This window comes from Variovorax sp. S12S4 (genome assembly GCF_023195515.1).
Classification (GTDB): Bacteria; Pseudomonadota; Gammaproteobacteria; order Burkholderiales; family Burkholderiaceae_C; genus Variovorax.
Window position 1 is genome coordinate 24,931 of record NZ_JALPKR020000002.1, and the last position, 19,161, is coordinate 44,091.

Below are 19,161 nucleotides of genomic sequence, written 5' to 3' on the forward strand. Positions count from 1 at the left end.
TTCTCGCCGCCCGCATCGCCGGGCCGCAGGGTCGCCTCCAGGGGACCTCCTCCACCGTTCTTCTCACAATCCAGAATGTCGTCCCCCAACCTGCATCCCATGCTCAATGTGGCCGTCAAGGCCGCACGCGCCGCCGGCGCCATCATCAATCGCGCCGCACTCGACGTCGAAGCCGTGCGCATTTCGCAAAAGCAGGTCAACGACTTCGTCACCGAAGTCGACCACGCCAGCGAGCAAGCCATTATTGAAACGCTGCTTGGCGCATACCCGGGGCACGGCATCCTGGCCGAAGAATCGGGCACCCAGCACGGTGCAAAAGATTCCGACTACGTCTGGATCATCGATCCGCTCGACGGCACCACCAATTTCATCCACGGCTTTCCGGTCTACTGCGTTTCCATTGCGCTGTCGGTGCGCGGCAAGATCGAGCAGGCGGTCATCTACGACCCGAGCCGCAACGACCTGTTTACCGCCACCAAGGGCCGAGGCGCCTACATGAACGAGCGCCGCATCCGCGTCTCGAAGCGCACCAAGCTCAGCGAATGCCTGGTTTCGACCGGCTTTCCGTTTCGCACGGGCGACAACTTCAAGCAGTACCTGGCCATCATGGCCGACATGATGCCCCGCATGGCGGGCCTGCGCCGCCCTGGCGCAGCCGCTCTCGACCTGGCCTACGTGGCCGCCGGCTTTACCGACGGCTTCTTCGAAACCGGCCTCAACCCCTGGGACGTGGCCGCGGGCTCGCTGCTGGTCACCGAGGCCGGCGGCCTGATCGGCAATTTCACGGGCGAGCCCGACTTTCTGGAGCAGCGCGAATGCCTGGCCGGCGCCCCGCGCATCTACGGCCAACTGGTGCCGCTGCTTGCCAAGTATTCCAAGTTTGCCGGCATCGATGACAAGATGCGCGCCAGCGACCGCGTGCGCGCCGTGTCGGCCGCAGCGCGCCCCAACGCCGACGAATCGGTCGACCTGTATGCGCGCAGCACGGTGCCCGACCTGCCCGCCGCATCGCTCGACGGCGAAGCGCCCGCTCCCGCGGCCGCGCCGGCAGCACCGGTGTCGCGGAAACTCACGCGCATTCGCCGCGACGCGCCTGCCGACGGCAGCCCCTCCGAAGGCGACGCTTCCGCCAAGTGATGCAGGGGCCCGGTGCCGCCCTTCGCTTTCGTGCGGCGCTGCGTGTTGCGCTGAGCCAGTACGTCGCCAACGGCTTCAGCGTTGCGCTCGGCCTGCTGGTCATCTCGGCCGGCGCGCATTTTTGGCTCGGCACCATTGCCGCTTCCGCAGCCGCGGTGGGCGTGATCGTCACCGCCCCGCCCGACCTGCCCGGCCCGCGCCGCGGCAAGTTCTTCCAGATGCTGCCGGCCCCGCTGATCGGGCTGCCGCTCTTCTTTCTGGTGCAGCTGCTGCACACCGCGCCCATTCGCCTTGGGCTGGTGCTGGTGCCCGCCACCTTCGTCGCCTTTCTGGCCATGGCATGGGGCAAGCGCGGCATTCCCATTGCCATTGCGGTGATGTTCTCGATGGTTTTCTCGATGGCCACGCCCGCGCCGAGCGGCATGGCCGAGGCGTTGGAGCGCACCTGGCACTTTGGCCTTGGCGCCGGCCTCTACGTGATCTGGGCCAACCTGGCCAACCATGCGCTTAACGGGCGCTACCGGGTGCAGTCGGTGTCGGACGTGCTGTATTCGCTGGCCGCGCTAATGCGCACCGAGGCCACGCAGTTCACGCCGCGCGACGACACGAGCGACATCCGCGAAACCCCTGCACCCTTGCTCGGCCGGCTGCTGCGCGAACAGGCCGCGCTGGCCGACCAGCTGCAGGCCACGCGCGACATCGTGCTCGAGTCGCCGCGCACGCCGCGCCGGCAGCGGCTGGCCGCCATGCTGGTGATCGTGCTCGAAATGCGCGACCAGCTGCTTGCGAGCGAGCTCGACCTGGACGCGCTCAAGAGCCACCCCGCGCATGCCGAGGCACTCATCGAGATGCGCCGCGTGCTCGAAGAGCTGGCCGACGAAACCACCGCGCTCGGCGACTCATTGCTCATGGGCCGCCACCCCGAGCCGGTGGCCGACCGCCGGCCGCGCCTTGCATCGATTCACCTTCCCGCCGAAGAGCACGCGGCAAGCCACGGCATGCCCGGCCCCAACGCCGCCATGCTCGCGCGCGGCCTGGCAAGCCGCATCGGCCACATCAACGACGAGGTGCTGCGCCTTTCGGCCATGGCGCGCGGCGATGCCGAGCCCAACCTGGCCGTGGTGCGGGCCAACTGGCAGATGTTCGTGAGCCCGACCGACTGGTCGCTGCGGCCCTTTCTCACGCTGTGGAGCTGGGACGCGCCGCCGCTGCGGCATGCCATTCGCGCCGCGCTGGCCATTGCGGCCGGTTACGCCATTGCGGTGTCGCTGCCCTGGGGTTCGCATGACTACTGGATCTTGCTGACCATTGTGGTGGTGCTGCGCGGCAGCCTTTCGCAAACGCTGGAGCGGCGCAACAGCCGCGTGGCCGGCACGCTGCTGGGCTGCGTGCTGGCGGTGGGCCTGCTTTCCGCGCACCCGTCGCCGCTGCTGCTGCTGGCCTTCGTTACGGTGTCGCAGGCCATTGCGCACAGCTTTGCGGTGCGGCGCTACCTGATTACGGCAGTGGCGGCCACCGTGCTCGGCCTGTTGCAGGCGCACATGCTCAACACCGGCGCCGCGCCCATCTTTGCGCTCTTCGAGCGCATTGCGGATACGCTCATCGGCGCCGCGCTGGCATGGGGCTTCTGCTATGTGCTGCCGTCATGGGAGCGCGGGCAGATTCCGGCGCTGGTGGCGCGCACGCTCACGGCGCAGGCACGCCATGCACGCCTGGCGCTGGGCCTGGGCCAGCTGCAGGCAGTCGACAGCAGCCCCGAGCTCGAATGGCGGCTTGCGCGCCGCGAGGCCTACGACAGCCTTTCAGCGCTGGTGCAGGCCACGCAGCGTTCGCTGTCAGAGCCGCGTGCGGTGCAGCCGCCGCTCGAGCCGCTGGAGCACCTGCAGGCGCACAGCTACCAGTTGCTCGCGCAGCTCAGCGCCGTAAAATCGATGCTCGTGCTGCGGCGCGACCGGCTCACCCCGGGCGAAATCGAAGGCCCGCTCGCGCGCACTGCACAGCGCATCGAAGCAGCCATCGGCACCGCGCCCACCACCGGTCCCACGCTGCCCGAAAGCCCCGGCTCCACCACCGTGGGCGGCCCGATTCCCCTGCCAGACCCCTTCGACAACGACATCAGCCCCTGGCTGCTGCGCCGCCTCGATCTGGCCACGGCACTCGCTACGCAGCTGCGCGACGACGCGGCGCGCATTCTTCAACCCCTGGAGACACAAGCCACGACCACCGCTCAATGACCGAAGAGATGCTTGCCCACCCCTGGTTCGGCACCTGGCTCGCAGCCGTGATTGCCGTTCCGCTCGCGCTGCTTGTTCACCGTCTCGGCGGCCTTGTGCTGATGCGAATCACCCGTCCGGCGCCCGCGCTGCATTCGATGGTGATCAACTGCAAACCCGTGGCGCGGGTGGTGCTGCCCCTTTTGGCGCTGCTGCTGGTGTTCCAGGCCGCGCCGAGCGATCTTCGCTTCATAGGCAGCGTGCGGCACCTCAACGGCCTGCTGCTGATTGCCGCCACCACGTGGCTGGCGGTAAAGGCCATCAGCGGCTTTGCGGACGGCGTGCTCGCGCAGCACCCGTACGACGTGGAAGACAACCTGCACGCGCGCCGCGTGCTCACCCAAACCCGCGTGCTTGCGCGCACCGCCATGTCGATGGTGCTGGTGGCCGGCGGCGCGATGATGCTGATGACTTTTCCGGGCGCGCGGCAGGTGGGTGCGAGCCTGCTGGCCTCGGCGGGCGTGATCGGCATCGTGGCCGGCCTGGCGGCCAAGCCGGTGTTCAGCAACCTGATTGCCGGGCTGCAGATTGCGCTGGCCCAGCCCATACGCATCGACGACGTGCTGGTGGTCGAGGGCGAGTGGGGCCGGGTCGAAGAGATTACCGGCACCTTTGTGGTGGTGAAGATCTGGGACGACCGGCGCTTGATCCTGCCGCTGAGCTACTTCATTGAAAAACCTTTTCAGAACTGGACGCGCAGTTCGTCGCAGCTGCTGGGCGCGGTTTTCGTCTATGCCGACTACGGCATGCCACTGCAGCCGCTGCGCGCAGAGGTCGAGCGCATCGTGAAATCGGCGCCCGAGTGGGACGGCCGGTTTTTCAACCTGCAGGTAACCGACGCCACCGAGCGCACCATGCAAATTCGGGTGCTTTGCACCGCCGGCAATTCCAGCCTTGCCTTCGATTTGCGCTGCAAGGTGCGCGAAGGGCTCATCGACTTCATGCAGCGGGAGTACCCGCAGTTCCTGCCCCGGATGCGCATCGAAAGCGATGGCAAGCCGGGCCGGCAAGACACTCAGGACATGCAGCGTCAGCCCGTGCCGTCGCCGCGCTGACCCGCAGCGTGGCTGCGGCGGCGCAGCGGCGGCAGCTGCAGGTTGGTGAACGCCCGCAGCAGCCACTCCGCGGGGCCATACGCAAAGTTTTGCATCCACCAGCGGCTCAGAACCAGGTTGCCCGCAAATATGGCCAATGCGACGCCAAAGGTTGCCAGCGGCCCGATGGTGCCGATCCACCGCAGCCCGTAGGCCAGAAAGATCCACGCGCAGACCAGCGATTGCAGCAGGTAGTTGGACAGCGCCATGCGCCCCGCAGGCGCCAGCCATTGCGCCAGCACGCGGCCAGGCCCGGTCTGGAACACCAGCAGCATGCCGGCTGCATAAGCGGCCGCCAGGAACGGTGCCGTCAGCAGCGTGGCCGCCAAGCCCTGGATCTGGCGCGCCACATCGTTCAGCCGCATGGCAGGCAAGGCATAGACCAGCGCACCCGGCACGCCGACGAGCAAGCCCCAGAACAACACCCGCCGCAGCAGCTTGCCATGCGCCTCTGCATGCGCGAGCAACCCGCGCTTGCCGGCAATGAACCCCGCAAAGAACATGGCCAGCGCCTCGGGTGCCTGTACCAGCGCGGTGATCCACCACACCTGCGACAGGTCGCGCAGGTGCTGCACCATCACCATGGTCGGCGAGGCACGGTAGGCGGCCAGCGCCCTGGCCGCGTCGGCGTAGGCGGCTTCGTTGGCCAGCCGCATGTCCGCATGCGTTACCAGATAGCCAACGGCGGCCCACGCCAGCGACACAAGCAGCACCAGCCCGATGGCCGCGCACGCCATGAACACATCGCCCCGTCGCCGCAGCAACAGCAGCACCGCGCCCAGCACCGCATATGTGGTGAGGATGTCGCCGTAATAGAGCACCACGGCATGCAGCACGCCGATGACCCACAGGCCCACCAGCCGCCGCACCATGCGCGGCGCAAAGCGCTTGCCGTCGCGCTCCGCCGCCCGCATCTGCAGCGTGAAGCTGTAGCCGAACAAAAACGAGAACAGCAGGTAGAACTTGGTCTCGAACACAAACGCCCGCACGAACGAGGCGCTGCGGTCGGCCAGCGAAACAGCGAGCGGATCGGGAATGCCCAGGCCGTAGTAGGTAGATGCGAAGCTTGCGATGTTGACCACCAAAATGCCCAGCAGCGCAAAGGCCGCGCAGCGCATCGACCAGGTGCTGGCGCTCGTTCGTCGTTTCTTTCGGGGCAGGCGTCATTCAGGCTTTCTTGGCTTCAGGGGTAGATTGGCGCCACCCGCGCCGCGGCGGCCGCGGTCTGCCTTGGGCAGCACCGCCTCTTCGACCATGCGCTCCGCCCGGGCGTGCAGGCGGTGCAGCGACTCGTCGAGCCGCGCCGCGTCGTCGTCGCTCAACGCGCCCAGCAGCTCGGTGTTGATTTGCGTGACCAGCGGAAACAGCTCTTCATACAGCGCCTGCCCGCTTTCGGTGAGCCCCAGCCGCACCTGCCGCCGGTCGCCCGGCCGCACCACGCGCGACACCAGGTGCTTGGCGACCAGCGAACCGACCGCCTTGGAGGTGCGGGCCCGGTCCAGTTGCGCATGCTCGGCCAGCTCGGAAGAACTGAGCTCGCCGCGGCTTGCCAGCACCGCAACCAGCCGCCATTCGCGCCGGGTAATGCCAAAGCGCCCCTCGCACAGCCGGATGACCATGCTGCCCGCCACCGACAGCAGGCGCGACAGCCGGTACAGCAGCAAATCGTCCAGCGGGCGGCGCGGCGCGGTCATTGGGGGTTAGTCCGGGGGATGGTTGATTAGATCAATCGAATGTAGCGTCTCTAAAGTCGTTCGCAGCCGCGGCACCTGGGCCGAGCGGCGCCACCGAACGAGAACCGGAGACATCGACATGCCCTGCCCTGATTTCGACCGCCGCCAGATCGTTGCCGCCCTGGGCGGCCTTGCGCTGGCTCCGCTTGCACCATTGGCCAACGCACAGGCGTTTACGCCCGGCCAGCCCATCAAGGTGCTGATTGGCGTGCCCGCCGGCGGCACGCAAGACGTGCTGACCCGCGCCATTGCAGAGCAGGTGCGCGACACGCTCGGCCCGCTCATCGTGGACAACCGCTCGGGCGCGGCGGGCCGCATTGCGGTGGAAGCGGTAAAAACCGCGGCGCCCGACGGCCGCACCCTGCTGTTGGGCACCGCCAGCATGATGACCATGTTTCCAAGCGCCTACCGCCAGCTGTCGTACGACCCGATCAAGGACTTTGTGCCCATCATCAATGCGGCGCGCTTCGAGCTGGCGCTGGTCGTGCACAAGGACGTGCCGGCCAACACGCTGGCCGAGTTCATCGCCTGGGCCAAGGCGCAGGGCGACAAGCTGAGCTTTGCTTCTTACGGCGCCGGAACGCCTTCGCACTTCTTGGGTGAAATGCTCAACCGCGCGGCCGGGCTCAAGATGGTTCATGTGCCGTACCGCGGCTCTACGCCGGCACGGCAAGACGTGATGGGCGGCTCGGTGCCCGTGTACTTCGACACCATTGGCGGCGCGCAGCAGCTGCTGCCTTCGGGCCGCGTGAAGGTGCTGGCCACCAGTGGCGACAAGCGTTCTCCGCTGATGCCCAACCTGCCCTGCTTTGTAGAGAGCGGCTACAAGGACGTGGTGGCCACCGCCTGGTTTGCCTACTACGCGCCCCTTAAGACGCCGCAGCCCATCGTCGACAAGCTGCGCGCCGAATTCACCCGCGCCATCAATTCGCGCGAAGTGCGCCAGCAACTGCTGCAGAACGGCATGTACCCCGTGGGCGACAACAGCGACGCACTCTTGAAGACCATGCGCGAAGACACGGCACGCTGGGCAGGCATCATGAAGGCCGTGAACTTTCAGGCCAACGATTGACTGAACGACTGAACAACCAAACGACTGATCGACTGAACGAGGAGGAACCCGACATGCTGAACAACACCCCCACCAACACCCCCATCACCCGCCGCCTTGCCGCGCTGCTTGCCGCAGCCGGCCTCATGGCCTCCATGGCCGCCGTAGCGCCCCAGGCAAGCGCGCAAGCGCTCGACAGCCCGCTGCACATCGTGGTCGGCTACGCACCGGGCGGTGCCACCGACCGCGTGGCGCGCATCGTCGGCGACAAGCTGGCAGCGCGCCTGGGCGTGCCCGTGGTGGTCGACAACAAGCCCGGCGCCGGCGGCCGCCTTGCGGCCCAGCAGGTCAAGAACACCCCCGCCAGCCAGAACGTGCTGATGCTTGCCAACCCCGCCGTGATGGTGGTGGCGCCGCTCGTCTTCAAGGACAACAACTACGACCCCGAGCGCGACTTCGTGCCCGTGTCGCACGTCAACGCCTACGACTTTGCGCTGTCTGTGTCGCCCCACCTGCCGGTGCGCGAACTCAACCATTTGCTCGCCTGGATGCGCGCCAACCCCAACCAGGCCAACGTGGGCGTGCCCGCCACCGGCAGCCTGCCGCACTTCTTCGGCCTGATGGTGGGCGAAAAAGCCAAGGTGCAGACGCAGATCATCGGCTACCGCGGCTCGGCCCCGCTGCTGAACGACCTCATCGGCGGCCAAGTGCCGATTTCGGTCGACACCGAAGACGTGGTGCTGCCGCAGCACAACGCCGGCAAGCTGCGCATCCTGGCCCTTTCGGGCGCCAAGCGCTCGCCCTTTGCGCCCAACATTCCCACCTTCAAGGAAGCCGGCCTCGACCTGGCCGCCACCGGCTGGAACACCTTCTTTGCGCCCGCCAGCATGCCCAAGGACAAGGTCGAACGCCTGTCCAACATGATTCGCGACGTGATGCAAGACGCCGACACCCAGCGCAAGTTCAAGGACGCTGGCATGACCCCCGTGGTGAGCACGCAGGCGCAAACCGCCGCAATGCTCAAGGCCTACAAGGCGCAGTGGGCGCCCGTCGTTCAAAAGTCTGGCTACCAGCCCTGAACAACCGCCTCGCTTCAGACAGACCGACAGACAGACACATGAAAAGACCCAACATCATCTTCATAGTGGCCGACGACCTCGGCTACGCCGACCTTGGCTGCTATGGCGGCCGCGACGCCGCATTCGGCCCCGTGTCGCCCGTGCTCGACGGCCTGGCCGCCAACGGCTTGAAGCTCACCCAGGGCTACTCGAACTCGCCCGTGTGCTCGCCCACCCGCTTTGCCATGATTACCGCGCGCTACCAATACCGCCTGCGCGGCGCGGCCGAAGAGCCCATCAGGAGCAGCAGCCGCGGCAGCACCACGCTCGGCCTGCCCACCGACCACCCCACCCTGCCGTCATTGCTGAAGGCCGGCGGCTACCAGACCGCCCTCATCGGCAAATGGCACCTGGGCTACCCGCCCCACTTTGGCCCGCTGCGATCGGGGTACGACGAATTCTTCGGTCCCATGTCGGGCGGCGTCGACTACTTTACGCATTGCGACTCCACCGGCCAGCACGACCTGTGGTTTGGCGAAGAAGACAAGAAAGAAGACGGCTACCTGACCGACATTCTTTCGAAACGCGCAGTCGACTACGTCGAATGCATGGCCGCCAAACAGAAGCAGCAGCGAAGAAGGAAAAGAAGCCCCCTTCTTCTTGAGCCTGCACTACACCGCCCCCCACTGGCCGTGGGAAACCCGCGACGACGCAGACAAAGCGCCCACCGTCAAAGACAACCTCTTCGACCTGGCCGGCGGCAACATTCATGTGTACCGCCGCATGATCCATCACATGGACGAAGGCATCGGCTGGATCATGGCCGCGCTCGAAAAGCACGGCATGGCCGACAACACCCTGGTGGTGTTTACCAGCGACAACGGCGGCGAACGTTTTTCAGACAACTGGCCCCTGGTCGGCGGCAAGATGGACCTGACCGAAGGCGGCATCCGCGTGCCATGGATCGCGCACTGGCCCGCAGTGATCGCCAAGGGCAGCGAGAGTACGCAACTCTGCATGACCATGGACTGGTCCGCCACCATGCTCGACGCGGCCGGCGTGAAGGCCGATGCGACCTACCCGCTCGACGGCGTGTCGCTGATGCCTGTGCTGAAGGATGCGAAGCACAGCTTCCGCAGGCCGCTGCACTGGCGCATGAACCATCGCGGGCAGGAAGCGATGCGCGACGGGGACTGGAAGTACCTGAAGGTGGATGGGAACGAATACCTGTTCAACATTCCGGCTGATGAGCGCGAGCGGGCGAATCTGGGGAAGAAGGAGCCGGAGAGGCTGGCTGCGATGCGCGAGGAATGGGCGGCTTGGAACGCGACGATGCCTGGGATTCCGGAGGATGCGACTGTTAGTTTGGGGTATTCGGTTAAGGATATGCCGCAGAGGTAGGACGGAGTGGGCATGGGTCGGTGGCTGCTTAAGACTAAAAACAGTCGTTGACGTCCAAGGTTCGAGCGACCGGTATTCGTGAGACCGGGCATCTGCGCCGCTAGCATTGCCGTCGTCAACCGCTTGCGGCGATGCGGAGCAGGACCACCCGGATAGTTTCGTGCCTCGCAACCGCGGCATCCTGGCAACGACAACCCTAGACGCTCGGCAAAGTTCTGCCGCTGCAAATGATCGTCAACGACTTCGCTCCCCTGGTCATGGCGACATAAAGGTCTTTGGTACCGAGCGAGTCGGCGTCCAAGATCACCGCATGGTCGTACTCGAGCCCCTTGACCAGCAACGTCGTGCCAATGAGCTTCTGGTGCCTGATCGGCCTGCCCGTGTGCCGCATTTCCCTCTGGTACAGGTTCGCCGCTTCAAGGAACGTCGCCCCTGCCCCGTCTATGTGCAGCTTCAGGACGTTCATGAAGCGGTAGAGCAAATCCCGACGGTAGGCCGCAGTCTCAGGGTTGTCCCTCAGCAGCAAGACAAAGGCTTTGAGGTTCTTGCTCGTCGGAGTCGTGAGATACAGGTTCGCCGCCGCCAGCAACTCGGGATACTTCGTGGCCTTCGTCTCCTTGGCAAGGCGCTCTTCTCGTTCGTTAAGAAGCTTGACTCGGCGAAGACCACGAAGGCCAGGTTCCTGCACGTCGTGGACTTCGCCAAGGACTGCTTCACCGCCGTCGACAAGGCGCTGACCGCTGGCACCAAGCTTGGCAACATTGGATCCGCGAAAGCAGGCGTCAACGTCTTGAACCACTGATCACCGCGGGTTGTGTCTTTGAACCAACCTGCCTTCTTCGCCGCCAACCCAATGTCGGCTCGCAGCTTGGCACTCTCAACCCACTTTCCAATGTCTTGATCCAAATCGGCCATAAACCGCGAGCGCACCTGGTCGTATGCGGGGAAACTCAACACATCCTGCGCAAGCTCGACGCTATCGATCACGCTGGCCCACGGCAAATCCTGAAAAGCCCGTTCCTCCAACGACAACTTGCCGTCCCATACCGTCACGGGAATGCCAAGAGCAACGAGCTCGGCCACGTCAGCCGGTGAGAACTGGTCGTCAGCGTCGGCGTCGGCAAGAACCGCCACTTCATAGCAGAGCGACTTGAAGGCTTTCGCCAGTGCCCTGACCTTGTTGCCGCTGGCCGCATTGAGCAGGGACAGGCCGTGGTACGAAAACGGATCTTTGCCCTTGCCTAGCTGGTAGTCGTCAAAGCCCCTCAAGAAGCCCACCTCCGTGGCCCCCTCGCAAACGAGAACCTTCTTTGCCAAGAACGCTTCCGTGCTGGACCGAATCTTCCCCTGAACTTCGTGCTCTTTGAGACTGTCGGATGCGGCCGAAATGATCTGAACACTTCCGTCCTTGCTGTGGACTATGTAGAGCTCGCCCACGGTGAGTTCACGAAGCACGACAGGTGAATGGGTCGTCAGGAAATACTGACCCCGCTTGTCCTCTCGCACGTGCTTCAAGAGCCGAGAAATGCGGTGAGGCTCAAGCCCGAATTCAACCTCGTCAAAGAGCGTCACATGGCCTTCTTCAAGGCCCATTTTCTGAATGCCGCACAACAGCATTCGCCGTGACCCCAGACCCAACTGGCGAAGCGGAATGTCGCCGTCATGAAGAGCGAGGCCCCCGACCTTCAGGTTCACCGAACTCAGATCCAAGTGGGCCTTATAGGCGTCCACAACAGGCACCCCCAAAATCTTTGCCACCTCCTGAGACTTCACCGCAGCAGCGTCAAAGTTCTTCAAGGTGTTGGGCCTGTCAGCGTCAAGTGAGGTCCGGGCCGTTCTTGAAGCATTGGCAAGCAACTCGTTCAAGCTCTGGGCTTCAGTAAGCTTCGCCACGGTTCGTGACCCACCAAGCTATGCCGTGCTGCTTGGTCGTCTTGTCGGCCTTGCCGGTGTCAATGTGATAAATCTTGGCCGTGCCGTAGCCGGGCACTTCAACGTCCACAATCGAGAGGGACGACTTGCTGATGTCGGCAAACGAAATGGGAGTGCCGTTCAGGCTGACCTTGAAGGACGGGTTAGCAAGGAACCGACCACCAAGGAGCTCTCTGGCCTGTTCAACCGTGAGGTTGGTCTGACGGATTTCGCCTTCGCCTGTGATCGTCGTGCCATGCCCTTCAACACCCTTCTCAACGAACTCCACGAGTTCAGTGATGAGGGGCTTGTTGGCCGTGCGGCTGACCTTGTAGACGATCTTTTGGCCGTCCTTGACAGAGGTGACGACGTAGTTCTTGGTGAGGCAGAAGCTAGCGAAGCGGCCCTTGCCGTTCTTGCCGAAGACGAAGCGTGGAAGACCTTCTACACCTGGTGGGGGTGCCGCCGTGAGTCCGGTCTTGGCGATACGGTCATAGGACATGGCACGCCAGATGTAATCGAACTCGGCCTTGGTCATTCCCTTACCGTTGTCCGAAATGGAGAACTGCTTGTTCTTCTTCGAATCGGGCCAGCTTATGTCGACCTTCGTCGCATAGGCGTCCCAGCAGTTGGCAACGAGCTCAACGATGGCCGTGCTGGGGTTGGTGATGATGGAGCCAGCCCAGCTTTCAAGAAAGCGGTTTTCATAAAAAATGTCTTCCTGCTGCACAGACCGCCCCCATTTTTATTGCAATGAGATCCATCCGACGCCCACACCTTCGCTAAGCTGATGGCGGCTAGGGCCAAAGGCTAAGGTTCAATCACGAACCAATGGTTCGTCTTGTCATAGTGAGCGTATTCTCCGCCACCCACGTGTAATTCGCACTTCGGAGAACCATGCGTGGAATTTCTCGTCGGAAAAATAGCTGCTGCTCTCGGCAAGCAAGCTGTTGGCCGTGGCTCGTTCCAAGCTTGTACTGAAGTAGCTGATCTCTTGTTGCGAGATAGATCCCGCCGAACTTGAGCGTGTTTTTGCCCCTCGACATGTTTAGGAGCGTATGCACGCCATGAGCAGCAAAGCTGCTTCCCAGCCATTCGGGCGAGTGGGCCGGTCCGTTGAAGAAAGCTGCCGTTGGCGGCCCGGGATCGAAAGACGGTTCACGCTGCATACCGGACTTCGAGCCCGTCACCTCGACGCACAGCTGGGTACATGCCTCGATATATGACACACGCCAAGGCCCGCATGACGCCTCCGCGCTCCGCACGCACATGAGAGAGGAGAGGGGCAGGTCGGGACCTTCGCCGCCTTGTTCGACGTAAATGTCCATTGCCCCTCAATCCTCCCGAACCAGCACATCTCCCTCAAACCGATACCGAAAATAGAACCACTTCTCAATCTCCGACTTAGTCTCGATCCGAAAAGCCGTAATCAGCCTTTCTCCATCCGTCTTCAGATAGATCGCGCCATACACCTCGACGTTGCTGCGCGCGAGCTGTTTCACATCGGCCTTCAACTGCGCAACCTTGTCTTGCGAGAGCGTGCCGGCGGCCAGCTTGTCGATGCCGGCCATCAGCGCGTCGACGGAGCTCTTGTTCTCCATGGCGCGCGAAGAGCGCTGGAGCTCGGTCGAAAGAATGACGGGCGCGCCGCCGCGGCCGAAGCGGCCCAAGCGGCCGAGCAGGTCGGGCCTGGGGTGGATGTGGCCCTCTTCGTCTCCTGACGAAATGATGAAGGCGGCAGGGTTCACGGCATCCAGAAACGCATCGGTCACCTTTTCGGAGCCGTGGTGGCAAGACTTCATGATGTCTGACCTGAAGATGTCTCGCGCCTTGGTCACCATGTCGTCGTAGGCGGGCGTGCCTGCTTTCGGAAACTTGTTATCTACGGTGCCGGTGTAGTGCTGCAGCAAGAATTTTTCGGCGCCTTCGTTCAAATCGCCGCCGAACAACACGCTGAACTTGCCGTACTGCAGGCGCAAGATGACGGAGTGGCCGTTCTTGGTTTCGTTGTACGAGCCCAGCTGCCGCAGCGCGGGGGTGCTGTCTGGGCCTTCTTCAACCACGGGCGCAAGCACGCGTATGGTGTAGCCGCGGTCGTCCGACGGGGCAAAGCCGGGCATCCAGGCGGTGTCGTCTTCTATCGTCGCGTGCTGGGCCGAGAGCATGCAGATGTCCTGGATCTTCGGGTTGCTTAGCGCGGCCTTCATGACTTGCGGAAAGAGGTGGGTGGTGCCCGCGTTTCCGAAGATGGTCTTCACGGTGGCGTAGTCGGCGGCAAGGTCGCCAATGTAGGCAACCGATGCGCCGTTTTCCTTCACGGGTTTGCCGCCGAGCTTTTCCCACGTGCCGCTCACGGGCCGCTCGACAAGGCCGCTGTGATACACGGTGCCAAAGCCGATGCCTGGGTCGGCAAAGATGTCCTTGAAGCCCAGGTAATGGTCGCTGTCGGGGTGCGTCATTACCGCGGCGGCAAAGTCGAAGCCGCGGTAGGTCTGAAACCTGGCGGCAAGAAAGGCGCGCATGTTGCCGCCCTCTCCGGCGTCGATGACGACGATGCGTTCATCGCCGCCGGTCTCGGGCGAAATGAGCACGGCGCCGTCGCCCTGGCCCACGTCGACAAAGATGATTTCGAGCGGTCGGCGGGCGACTGTGTCTTCTTTGGGGATGTAGAGGGTGCGCCGCTTGGCGGGCGAGCGGGCGGCCCAGTCGATTTCCAGCCAGCCGTCGCCAAGATCTTTCTTGACCTTGAGGAAGTCGCCCCAGATGACTTCGCGGATCTTTTTCTTCTTGTCGTCGAAGAGGTGAACGGGGCTTCCGTCCGCGCGCAAATTGACGAATCGGTGTGCTGCCATGCGCCCGCTCCCTCTTTTTGACGAATCCCGCACTTTTAGCAGCGCGGGGGTGCAGGCGCATCACTCAAAAGCGGTATGGCAATAGGCAGGCGGCTCCGGACAATGGCGGCTGTGTTGCTGGAAGTCTGCATTCGGACTATGGGAGTTGACCCGATCCCTGAAGACATCAACATGTAACACTATAGTTGCAGCACAATTCCGGGCAGCGAAAACTACAGCCTGAGATCGCCATGACCCTGGACGAACTGTTTGCCGAAAGCCATTTGCTTCCCACGGTGCCCAAGGTGGTGTTCGACTTGATCGAGCTCTTGCGCAACGAGGACGCCTCTATTCCCGTGGTTGCACGCAAGGTCGAGCTCGACCAGGTGCTGACGGCGCGGGTGCTGCGCATGGCCAACTCTCCGTACTTCGGGCTGCGCCGCAAAATCCTCTCGATCCAAGACGCGATCCAGCTGCTGGGTTTCTCGTCGATCCGCTCGCTGGTGGTGAGCTCCGGCCTTACGGGCACGTTCCGCAAGGTCGAGGGGGTGCATCTGCCGTCTTTCTGGTCGCACAGCCTGCGCGTGGCGGCGGTGGCGCGCTACCTTGCCGGCAAGACCCGCAGCGTGGACCAGAGCCTTGCGTTCACCGTGGGCAGCATGCACGCCATCGGCCACCTGATCATGGCCGGCGCCATGAAGGAGCAAATGGCCAAGCTCAACGCCGTGCACCCGTTCGACATGATGGGCCGGCTCGAGGTCGAACGGCAGAAGTTCGGCTTTCACTACGGCGAAGTGGGCGCCCGGCTGGCTGCCCGCTGGGAGTTTGCGCCCGAGTTCATCAGCGCCCTCTCTTGCTTTGCCAACCCGATGGAGGCCGAGCAGGTCGACCCGTTGGCCAATGTTCTGCACCTTGCCGTCTGGCGCGTTGCGCTGGAGCGCGAAGGCCTGCGCATTGGCGACTCGCAGCACGTGTGGCCGGCCCAGTCGGCGGATGCCATCGGCATTTCTGAAGACGTGATGCAAGACATGCCGGCGCCCCGCGAGCTGGCGTCCGATCTGGAATCGATGATCGCCTGATCGTCGTTTGACCGTGCGTTGAGGGTGGCGCCTGCCGCCCCGTTTTGCCTGGCTTCGGCCAGCGCCTCCTTCTTTCCCTCCCCTCTGATCGAGCCTTGAACGGTGCCGCACGACGATGCGGCAGGCACAGTCGTTTGACTTTTTTAGATATATCGAAAATAATTTCGACATACTTCGAGAGGACATCGATATGCGACACCCCCACTTCGGCCACCACCATCACCACCACTGCCACACGCCCCGTGGCGAGCACGAAGACGGCCTTTCGGGTGGCCGTGGCGGGCGCGGCGGCGGGCGGGTGTTCGGCCATGGCGGCCTGCGTTTTGTGCTGCTGCGGCTCATTGCCGACAAGCCGGCCCACGGCTACGAACTCATCAAGGCCATTGAAGACCGCCTGGGCGGCAGCTATGCGCCGAGCCCCGGCGTGGTGTACCCCACGCTCACGCTGCTCGAAGAAATGGGCTACCTGAGCGTGGAAACTGCCGACACCGGCGGGCGCAAGCGCTACAGCATCACGGCCAGCGGCCAGGAGTTTCTGGCCGCCAACAGCGACACGGCCGACGCGATGATGGCCCGCATGAACGGCGGCGTAGACGGTGCCGGCCCGCGCGGCGGGCGCCCGCCGCAGGTGACGCGCGCTATTGAGAACCTGAAGCTCGCCATGCGCATGCGCCTTTCGGGCCCGCCCCTCACAGAACAACAAGCCCACGATTTCGCCGCGGTGCTCGACAGCGCCGCCCAGCAACTGGAACGCATCTAGAAAGCTTTTTCTGAAATGACCGACTTCTCGACCGACACATCTCCCGCTTCTTCTTCCCCGCCCGACCGCACGCCGCGCCGCGTGCGGCACGAGCTTCGTTTTCGGCAGCTCACGGTAAAAACGGTGCAGCGCGTCACGCCGCACCTGATCCGCGTCACGCTCACCGGCGATGACCTTGCGGGCTTTACGAGCCTGGGCTTCGACGACCACGCGAAGATCTTTTTTCCCGATGCCGCAACCGGCAAGCTCACGCTGCCTACCGTGGGGCCTGACGGCCCGGTGTGGCCCGCAAGCGGCCGGCCGACCATGCGCGACTACACGCCGCGCCGGTATGACGCACAGGCCAACACGCTGGAGCTCGACTTTGCGCTGCACGAAGCCGGCCCGGCCACCCAATGGGCCGAACGGGCCAAGCCGGGCGACATGCTCGGCGTGGGCGGGCCGCGCGGCTCGTTCATCGTGCCGACCGATTTCGACTGGCACTTGCTCATCGGCGACGACACCGCCCTGCCCGCGATCGCACGGCGCCTGGCCGAGTTGCCGGCCGGTGCGCGCGTGGTGGTGCTGGCCGAGGTAGACAGCGAGGCGGACCAGGTGCCGTTCGAAACGCAGGCCGAGCTCACGCTGCAATGGGTGCACCGCAAGGGCGCTGAACCGGGGCTGAGCCCGGTGCTGCTCGATGCACTCAAGGCAATGAAGCTGCCGGCCGGCGACTTTCACGCCTGGGTGGGGTGCGAGTCGGCCATTGCGAAGGCCCTGCGCGCGCACCTGGTGGGCGAGCGCGGCGCCAATCCGAAGTGGGTTCGCGCGTCAGGCTACTGGCGCCGCGGTGCCGTGGCTACGCACGACACGCACGACGAGTAAGCGCCTTGGTTTTGCTCCTTCCCCTTCCGGGGAAGGTTGGGATGGGGGCACGTGGCATATCAAGCGTTCGCTGCTCTCGATACGCCGCCTGCCCCCACCCCTGCCCTCCCCGGAAGGGGAGGGAGAAAGAAATTCAGAGCCAGCCGGCGCGCCTGAAGCGGTAGTAAAGATAGCTGCAGGTGCCGCCCATCAGCACCAGCGCGGCCGCATAGCCGTAGCGAAGTTTCAGCTCTGGCATGTGCTCGAAGTTCATGCCCCAGATGCCGGCAAACGCGGTGCACACCGCAAAAATGCTGGCCCAGGCGGCAAGCCGCTTGGTCACTTCGCTCTCTTCGATGGTGACCATCGACAGGTTCACCGAAATGGCCGTACCAATGGTGTCGCGCATCGCGTCTATGGAGCCGTTGATGCGCACCAGGTGGTCGGCCACGTCGCGAAAGTATTCCTGCGAACTCACGCAGATCTGCGGCACGCGTCCGCCGTGCAGCTTGCCGGCCGCCTCGGTCAGCGGAGCCACCGCGCGCTTGAGGATCATGCTGCGCCGCTTCAGGTCATAAAGCTGCTTGATCTTGTCGCGCGCCGCGCCGCCCTGGGTAAAGATCTGCTGCTCGATGGATTCAAGCTCCACCTCGAGCGCGTCGATCACCGGAAAGTAGCGGTCGACCACCGCATCCATCAGCGCATAGAGCACAAAGCCCGCGCCGTTGCGGAGCAAGTCGGGCTCGCGCTCGCAGCGCTCGCGCACGCCCAGAAAGCCCTGCTGGCTGCGGTTGCGCACTGAAAGCACGTAGTTCTTGCCGACGAACACGTCGACCTCTCCCACGTTCACGCAATGAGCGCCTTCGGTAGAGGGCTCGACGAGGTGCATCACCACGAAGAGCGAGTCGCCGTACTCCTCGACCTTGGGGCGCTGGTGGCCGTGATGGGCGTCTTCGACCGCCAGCGGATGCAGGTTGAACTCGTCCTTCATCTGCGCCAGCTCTTCCGGCGTGGCGTCGCTCAGCGCCACCCACACAAAGCAGCCGGGGCGGGTGATGTATTCGCTGATGTCCTCGACCGGGATGTCGGCGAGCTTGGCGCCGTTTTCGTAGGCCACGCAGTTGATCAGCATCGGTACTCGTCCATGGTCAATCTTTGAATCGGAGTCAGGCCGCCGCGGCCGGATTCGAAGCGGCCGCCAGCGCCGCGGTGGCGGCCAGCGAAGCTTCGATGGCCTGCGTCTCGCTCTTGAGCAGCGCCAGGCCTTTCTCGGCCAACGCAGAGTGGCTTGCAACGTCGGCCCACAGGCTGGCTGCGGCTTCGGCGCAGGTCAACGATGTGAAGCGGATGCGGCCCTTTGCCAGTTCCGTGAAGCGCTTCTCGCGCAGGGGGTCGGCCCGGTCCCAGGCGCCGCCGATGAGCACTCGCCTGCCGCGCTTGACGCGGGGTTCCAGCTCGGCAAAGAACGGCAGCTTGGCGGACACCCAGCCCAGCATTCCGGAGTTCAACGCGGTGTCGAACGCCGTTGGGGCGGTGTGGGCCTTCGCAAAGCTGCGCAATGTGCCGAGCGTGTAGAGCAGCGGGTCTTTCGGCCCGGCTGCACCGCCTTCCACCGGCCTGATGACGGGCGGGCCGTTGCCTGCGCGCCCGTCGGGCCGCTTCGATTTGCGCAAGTCGGCAAGCTGGGCAGGCGACATGCAGAGGTACAACGCGGCAAACTCTGCGGGCAAGGTGGCGGTGTCGGGCAGCGCGTCCGCTTCAGGGCCTTTGAATTCATCCGGGTGAGCCATGGGCGCCTTGTTCTTCACGCGGGGTTTGCGTCGGCGGATTTTAGAGCGGCGGGTGCGCGCCGGCCGGCCGCAACCGCCGCAATGTGCACCGGCTTGCCGCTCGCTCGTCCCCGATAATCGCCCGAGTGAAAACGACGACTGCCCAACCCTCCCCCTCGACCAGCGACTTCTCAGGCCACACGCCCATGATGGCGGGGCGT

Annotated in this window: 17 protein-coding genes and 1 pseudogene; 9 read left to right on the top strand and 9 right to left on the bottom strand. The window is 64.3% G+C overall.

Translation table 11 applies throughout. The annotated features are described in order from the left end of the window. The first annotated feature begins 75 nt into the window (after positions 1 to 75). From M0765_RS00365 to M0765_RS00375, 3 genes are read left to right on the top strand one after another with little or no spacing between them, the layout of a single operon-like run. Positions 76 to 1,137 (top strand): inositol monophosphatase family protein, encoded by a 1,062-nt coding sequence (locus M0765_RS00365; protein ID WP_258501358.1) that lies wholly within the window; start codon positions 76 to 78, stop codon positions 1,135 to 1,137. Further along, positions 1,137 to 3,371 (top strand): FUSC family protein, encoded by a 2,235-nt coding sequence (locus M0765_RS00370; protein WP_258501293.1) that lies wholly within the window; start codon positions 1,137 to 1,139, stop codon positions 3,369 to 3,371. The genes M0765_RS00365 and M0765_RS00370 overlap by 1 nt, the downstream gene beginning before the upstream one ends. After that, the gene (locus tag M0765_RS00375; protein ID WP_258501294.1) at positions 3,368 to 4,465 is read left to right on the top strand and encodes a mechanosensitive ion channel family protein; all 1,098 of its coding nucleotides are present in this window, start codon (positions 3,368 to 3,370) and stop codon (positions 4,463 to 4,465) included. Before M0765_RS00370 ends, M0765_RS00375 begins: the two co-directional genes overlap by 4 nt. On the opposite strand, the gene M0765_RS00380 is transcribed toward M0765_RS00375, so the two are convergent. Further along, entirely contained in the window at positions 4,441 to 5,622 is a 1,182-nt protein-coding gene (locus M0765_RS00380) for a DUF418 domain-containing protein (RefSeq protein WP_446751524.1), read from the bottom strand. The genes M0765_RS00375 and M0765_RS00380 overlap by 25 nt on opposite strands. A 45-nt stretch (positions 5,623 to 5,667) precedes the next feature. Further along, the gene (locus tag M0765_RS00385; protein ID WP_258501298.1) at positions 5,668 to 6,198 is read right to left on the bottom strand and encodes a MarR family winged helix-turn-helix transcriptional regulator; all 531 of its coding nucleotides are present in this window, start codon (positions 6,196 to 6,198) and stop codon (positions 5,668 to 5,670) included. Positions 6,199 to 6,316: 118 nt separating this feature from the next. On the opposite strand from M0765_RS00385, the gene M0765_RS00390 reads away from it, so the two are divergent. From M0765_RS00390 to M0765_RS00400, 3 genes and pseudogenes are all read left to right on the top strand, one after another. Beyond that, positions 6,317 to 7,309, top strand: a complete 993-nt coding sequence (locus M0765_RS00390; RefSeq protein ID WP_258501299.1) for a Bug family tripartite tricarboxylate transporter substrate binding protein — start codon at positions 6,317 to 6,319, stop codon at positions 7,307 to 7,309. 53 nt (positions 7,310 to 7,362) lie between these two features. After that, a complete protein-coding gene (locus M0765_RS00395) occupies positions 7,363 to 8,367 on the top strand; it encodes a Bug family tripartite tricarboxylate transporter substrate binding protein (RefSeq protein ID WP_446751523.1) in 1,005 nt (334 codons plus the stop codon). 38 nt (positions 8,368 to 8,405) lie between these two features. Then, positions 8,406 to 9,747 (top strand): annotated as a pseudogene (locus tag M0765_RS00400) (sulfatase family protein). Positions 9,748 to 9,943: 196 nt separating this feature from the next. On the opposite strand, the gene M0765_RS00405 reads toward M0765_RS00400, so the two are convergent. The 5 genes from M0765_RS00405 to M0765_RS00425 all read right to left on the bottom strand — a co-directional run bounded on the left by M0765_RS00405 (position 9,944) and on the right by M0765_RS00425 (position 14,510). Beyond that, positions 9,944 to 10,273, bottom strand: a complete 330-nt coding sequence (locus tag M0765_RS00405; RefSeq protein WP_258501359.1) for a hypothetical protein — start codon at positions 10,271 to 10,273, stop codon at positions 9,944 to 9,946. Next, positions 10,264 to 11,544: an ATP-dependent nuclease gene (locus M0765_RS00410; protein WP_258501361.1), complete on the bottom strand. Its 1,281-nt coding sequence runs from the start codon at positions 11,542 to 11,544 to the stop codon at positions 10,264 to 10,266. The genes M0765_RS00405 and M0765_RS00410 overlap by 10 nt, the downstream gene beginning before the upstream one ends. Before the next feature lie 79 nt (positions 11,545 to 11,623). Next, complete coding sequence (locus tag M0765_RS00415) at positions 11,624 to 12,388, bottom strand: ATP-binding protein (protein ID WP_258501303.1); 765 nt, start codon at positions 12,386 to 12,388, stop codon at positions 11,624 to 11,626. Between the two features lie 91 nt (positions 12,389 to 12,479). After that, on the bottom strand, positions 12,480 to 12,986 hold the full coding sequence (locus M0765_RS00420) for a hypothetical protein (RefSeq protein WP_258501362.1): 507 nt from the start codon (positions 12,984 to 12,986) through the stop codon (positions 12,480 to 12,482). A 6-nt stretch (positions 12,987 to 12,992) separates the two neighbouring features. Then, positions 12,993 to 14,510: a ComEC/Rec2 family competence protein gene (locus M0765_RS00425; protein WP_258501305.1), complete on the bottom strand. Its 1,518-nt coding sequence runs from the start codon at positions 14,508 to 14,510 to the stop codon at positions 12,993 to 12,995. Between the two features lie 230 nt (positions 14,511 to 14,740). On the opposite strand from M0765_RS00425, the gene M0765_RS00430 reads away from it, so the two are divergent. The 3 genes from M0765_RS00430 (at position 14,741) to M0765_RS00440 (ending at position 17,192) form a co-directional block, all read left to right on the top strand. Next, on the top strand, positions 14,741 to 15,568 hold the full coding sequence (locus M0765_RS00430) for an HDOD domain-containing protein (RefSeq protein WP_258501363.1): 828 nt from the start codon (positions 14,741 to 14,743) through the stop codon (positions 15,566 to 15,568). A 190-nt stretch (positions 15,569 to 15,758) separates the two neighbouring features. Further along, entirely contained in the window at positions 15,759 to 16,328 is a 570-nt protein-coding gene (locus M0765_RS00435; RefSeq protein ID WP_126746121.1) for a PadR family transcriptional regulator, read from the top strand. Between the two features lie 15 nt (positions 16,329 to 16,343). Continuing rightward, on the top strand, positions 16,344 to 17,192 hold the full coding sequence (locus M0765_RS00440) for a siderophore-interacting protein (RefSeq protein WP_258501308.1): 849 nt from the start codon (positions 16,344 to 16,346) through the stop codon (positions 17,190 to 17,192). 133 nt (positions 17,193 to 17,325) lie between these two features. On the opposite strand, the gene M0765_RS00445 is transcribed toward M0765_RS00440, so the two are convergent. Both M0765_RS00445 and M0765_RS00450 read right to left on the bottom strand, forming a co-directional pair. After that, on the bottom strand, positions 17,326 to 18,303 hold the full coding sequence (locus tag M0765_RS00445) for a magnesium and cobalt transport protein CorA (protein ID WP_258501310.1): 978 nt from the start codon (positions 18,301 to 18,303) through the stop codon (positions 17,326 to 17,328). A 34-nt stretch (positions 18,304 to 18,337) separates the two neighbouring features. Further along, positions 18,338 to 18,961 carry a hypothetical protein gene (locus M0765_RS00450; protein ID WP_258501312.1) on the bottom strand — a complete coding sequence of 208 codons (624 nt, stop codon included), beginning with the start codon at positions 18,959 to 18,961 and terminating at the stop codon, positions 18,338 to 18,340. Between the last annotated feature and the right edge of the window lie 200 nt (positions 18,962 to 19,161).

What these genes read in the sequence shown, in the direction of transcription:
- M0765_RS00390 (WP_258501299.1), top strand. Translation starts at nt 6,317, where the DNA reads ATGCCCTGCCCTGATTTCGACCGCCGCCAGATCGTTGCCGCCCTGGGC.
- M0765_RS00425 (WP_258501305.1), bottom strand. Translation starts at nt 14,510, where the DNA reads ATGGCAGCACACCGATTCGTCAATTTGCGCGCGGACGGAAGCCCCGTT.
- M0765_RS00365 (WP_258501358.1), top strand. Translation starts at nt 76, where the DNA reads ATGTCGTCCCCCAACCTGCATCCCATGCTCAATGTGGCCGTCAAGGCC.
- M0765_RS00370 (WP_258501293.1), top strand. Translation starts at nt 1,137, where the DNA reads ATGCAGGGGCCCGGTGCCGCCCTTCGCTTTCGTGCGGCGCTGCGTGTT.
- M0765_RS00385 (WP_258501298.1), bottom strand. Translation starts at nt 6,198, where the DNA reads ATGACCGCGCCGCGCCGCCCGCTGGACGATTTGCTGCTGTACCGGCTG.
- M0765_RS00375 (WP_258501294.1), top strand. Translation starts at nt 3,368, where the DNA reads ATGACCGAAGAGATGCTTGCCCACCCCTGGTTCGGCACCTGGCTCGCA.
- M0765_RS00435 (WP_126746121.1), top strand. Translation starts at nt 15,759, where the DNA reads ATGCGACACCCCCACTTCGGCCACCACCATCACCACCACTGCCACACG.
- M0765_RS00445 (WP_258501310.1), bottom strand. Translation starts at nt 18,303, where the DNA reads ATGCTGATCAACTGCGTGGCCTACGAAAACGGCGCCAAGCTCGCCGAC.
- M0765_RS00440 (WP_258501308.1), top strand. Translation starts at nt 16,344, where the DNA reads ATGACCGACTTCTCGACCGACACATCTCCCGCTTCTTCTTCCCCGCCC.
- M0765_RS00450 (WP_258501312.1), bottom strand. Translation starts at nt 18,961, where the DNA reads ATGGCTCACCCGGATGAATTCAAAGGCCCTGAAGCGGACGCGCTGCCC.
- M0765_RS00420 (WP_258501362.1), bottom strand. Translation starts at nt 12,986, where the DNA reads ATGGACATTTACGTCGAACAAGGCGGCGAAGGTCCCGACCTGCCCCTC.
- M0765_RS00395 (WP_446751523.1), top strand. Translation starts at nt 7,363, where the DNA reads ATGCTGAACAACACCCCCACCAACACCCCCATCACCCGCCGCCTTGCC.
- M0765_RS00430 (WP_258501363.1), top strand. Translation starts at nt 14,741, where the DNA reads ATGACCCTGGACGAACTGTTTGCCGAAAGCCATTTGCTTCCCACGGTG.
- M0765_RS00380 (WP_446751524.1), bottom strand. Translation starts at nt 5,622, where the DNA reads ATGCGCTGCGCGGCCTTTGCGCTGCTGGGCATTTTGGTGGTCAACATC.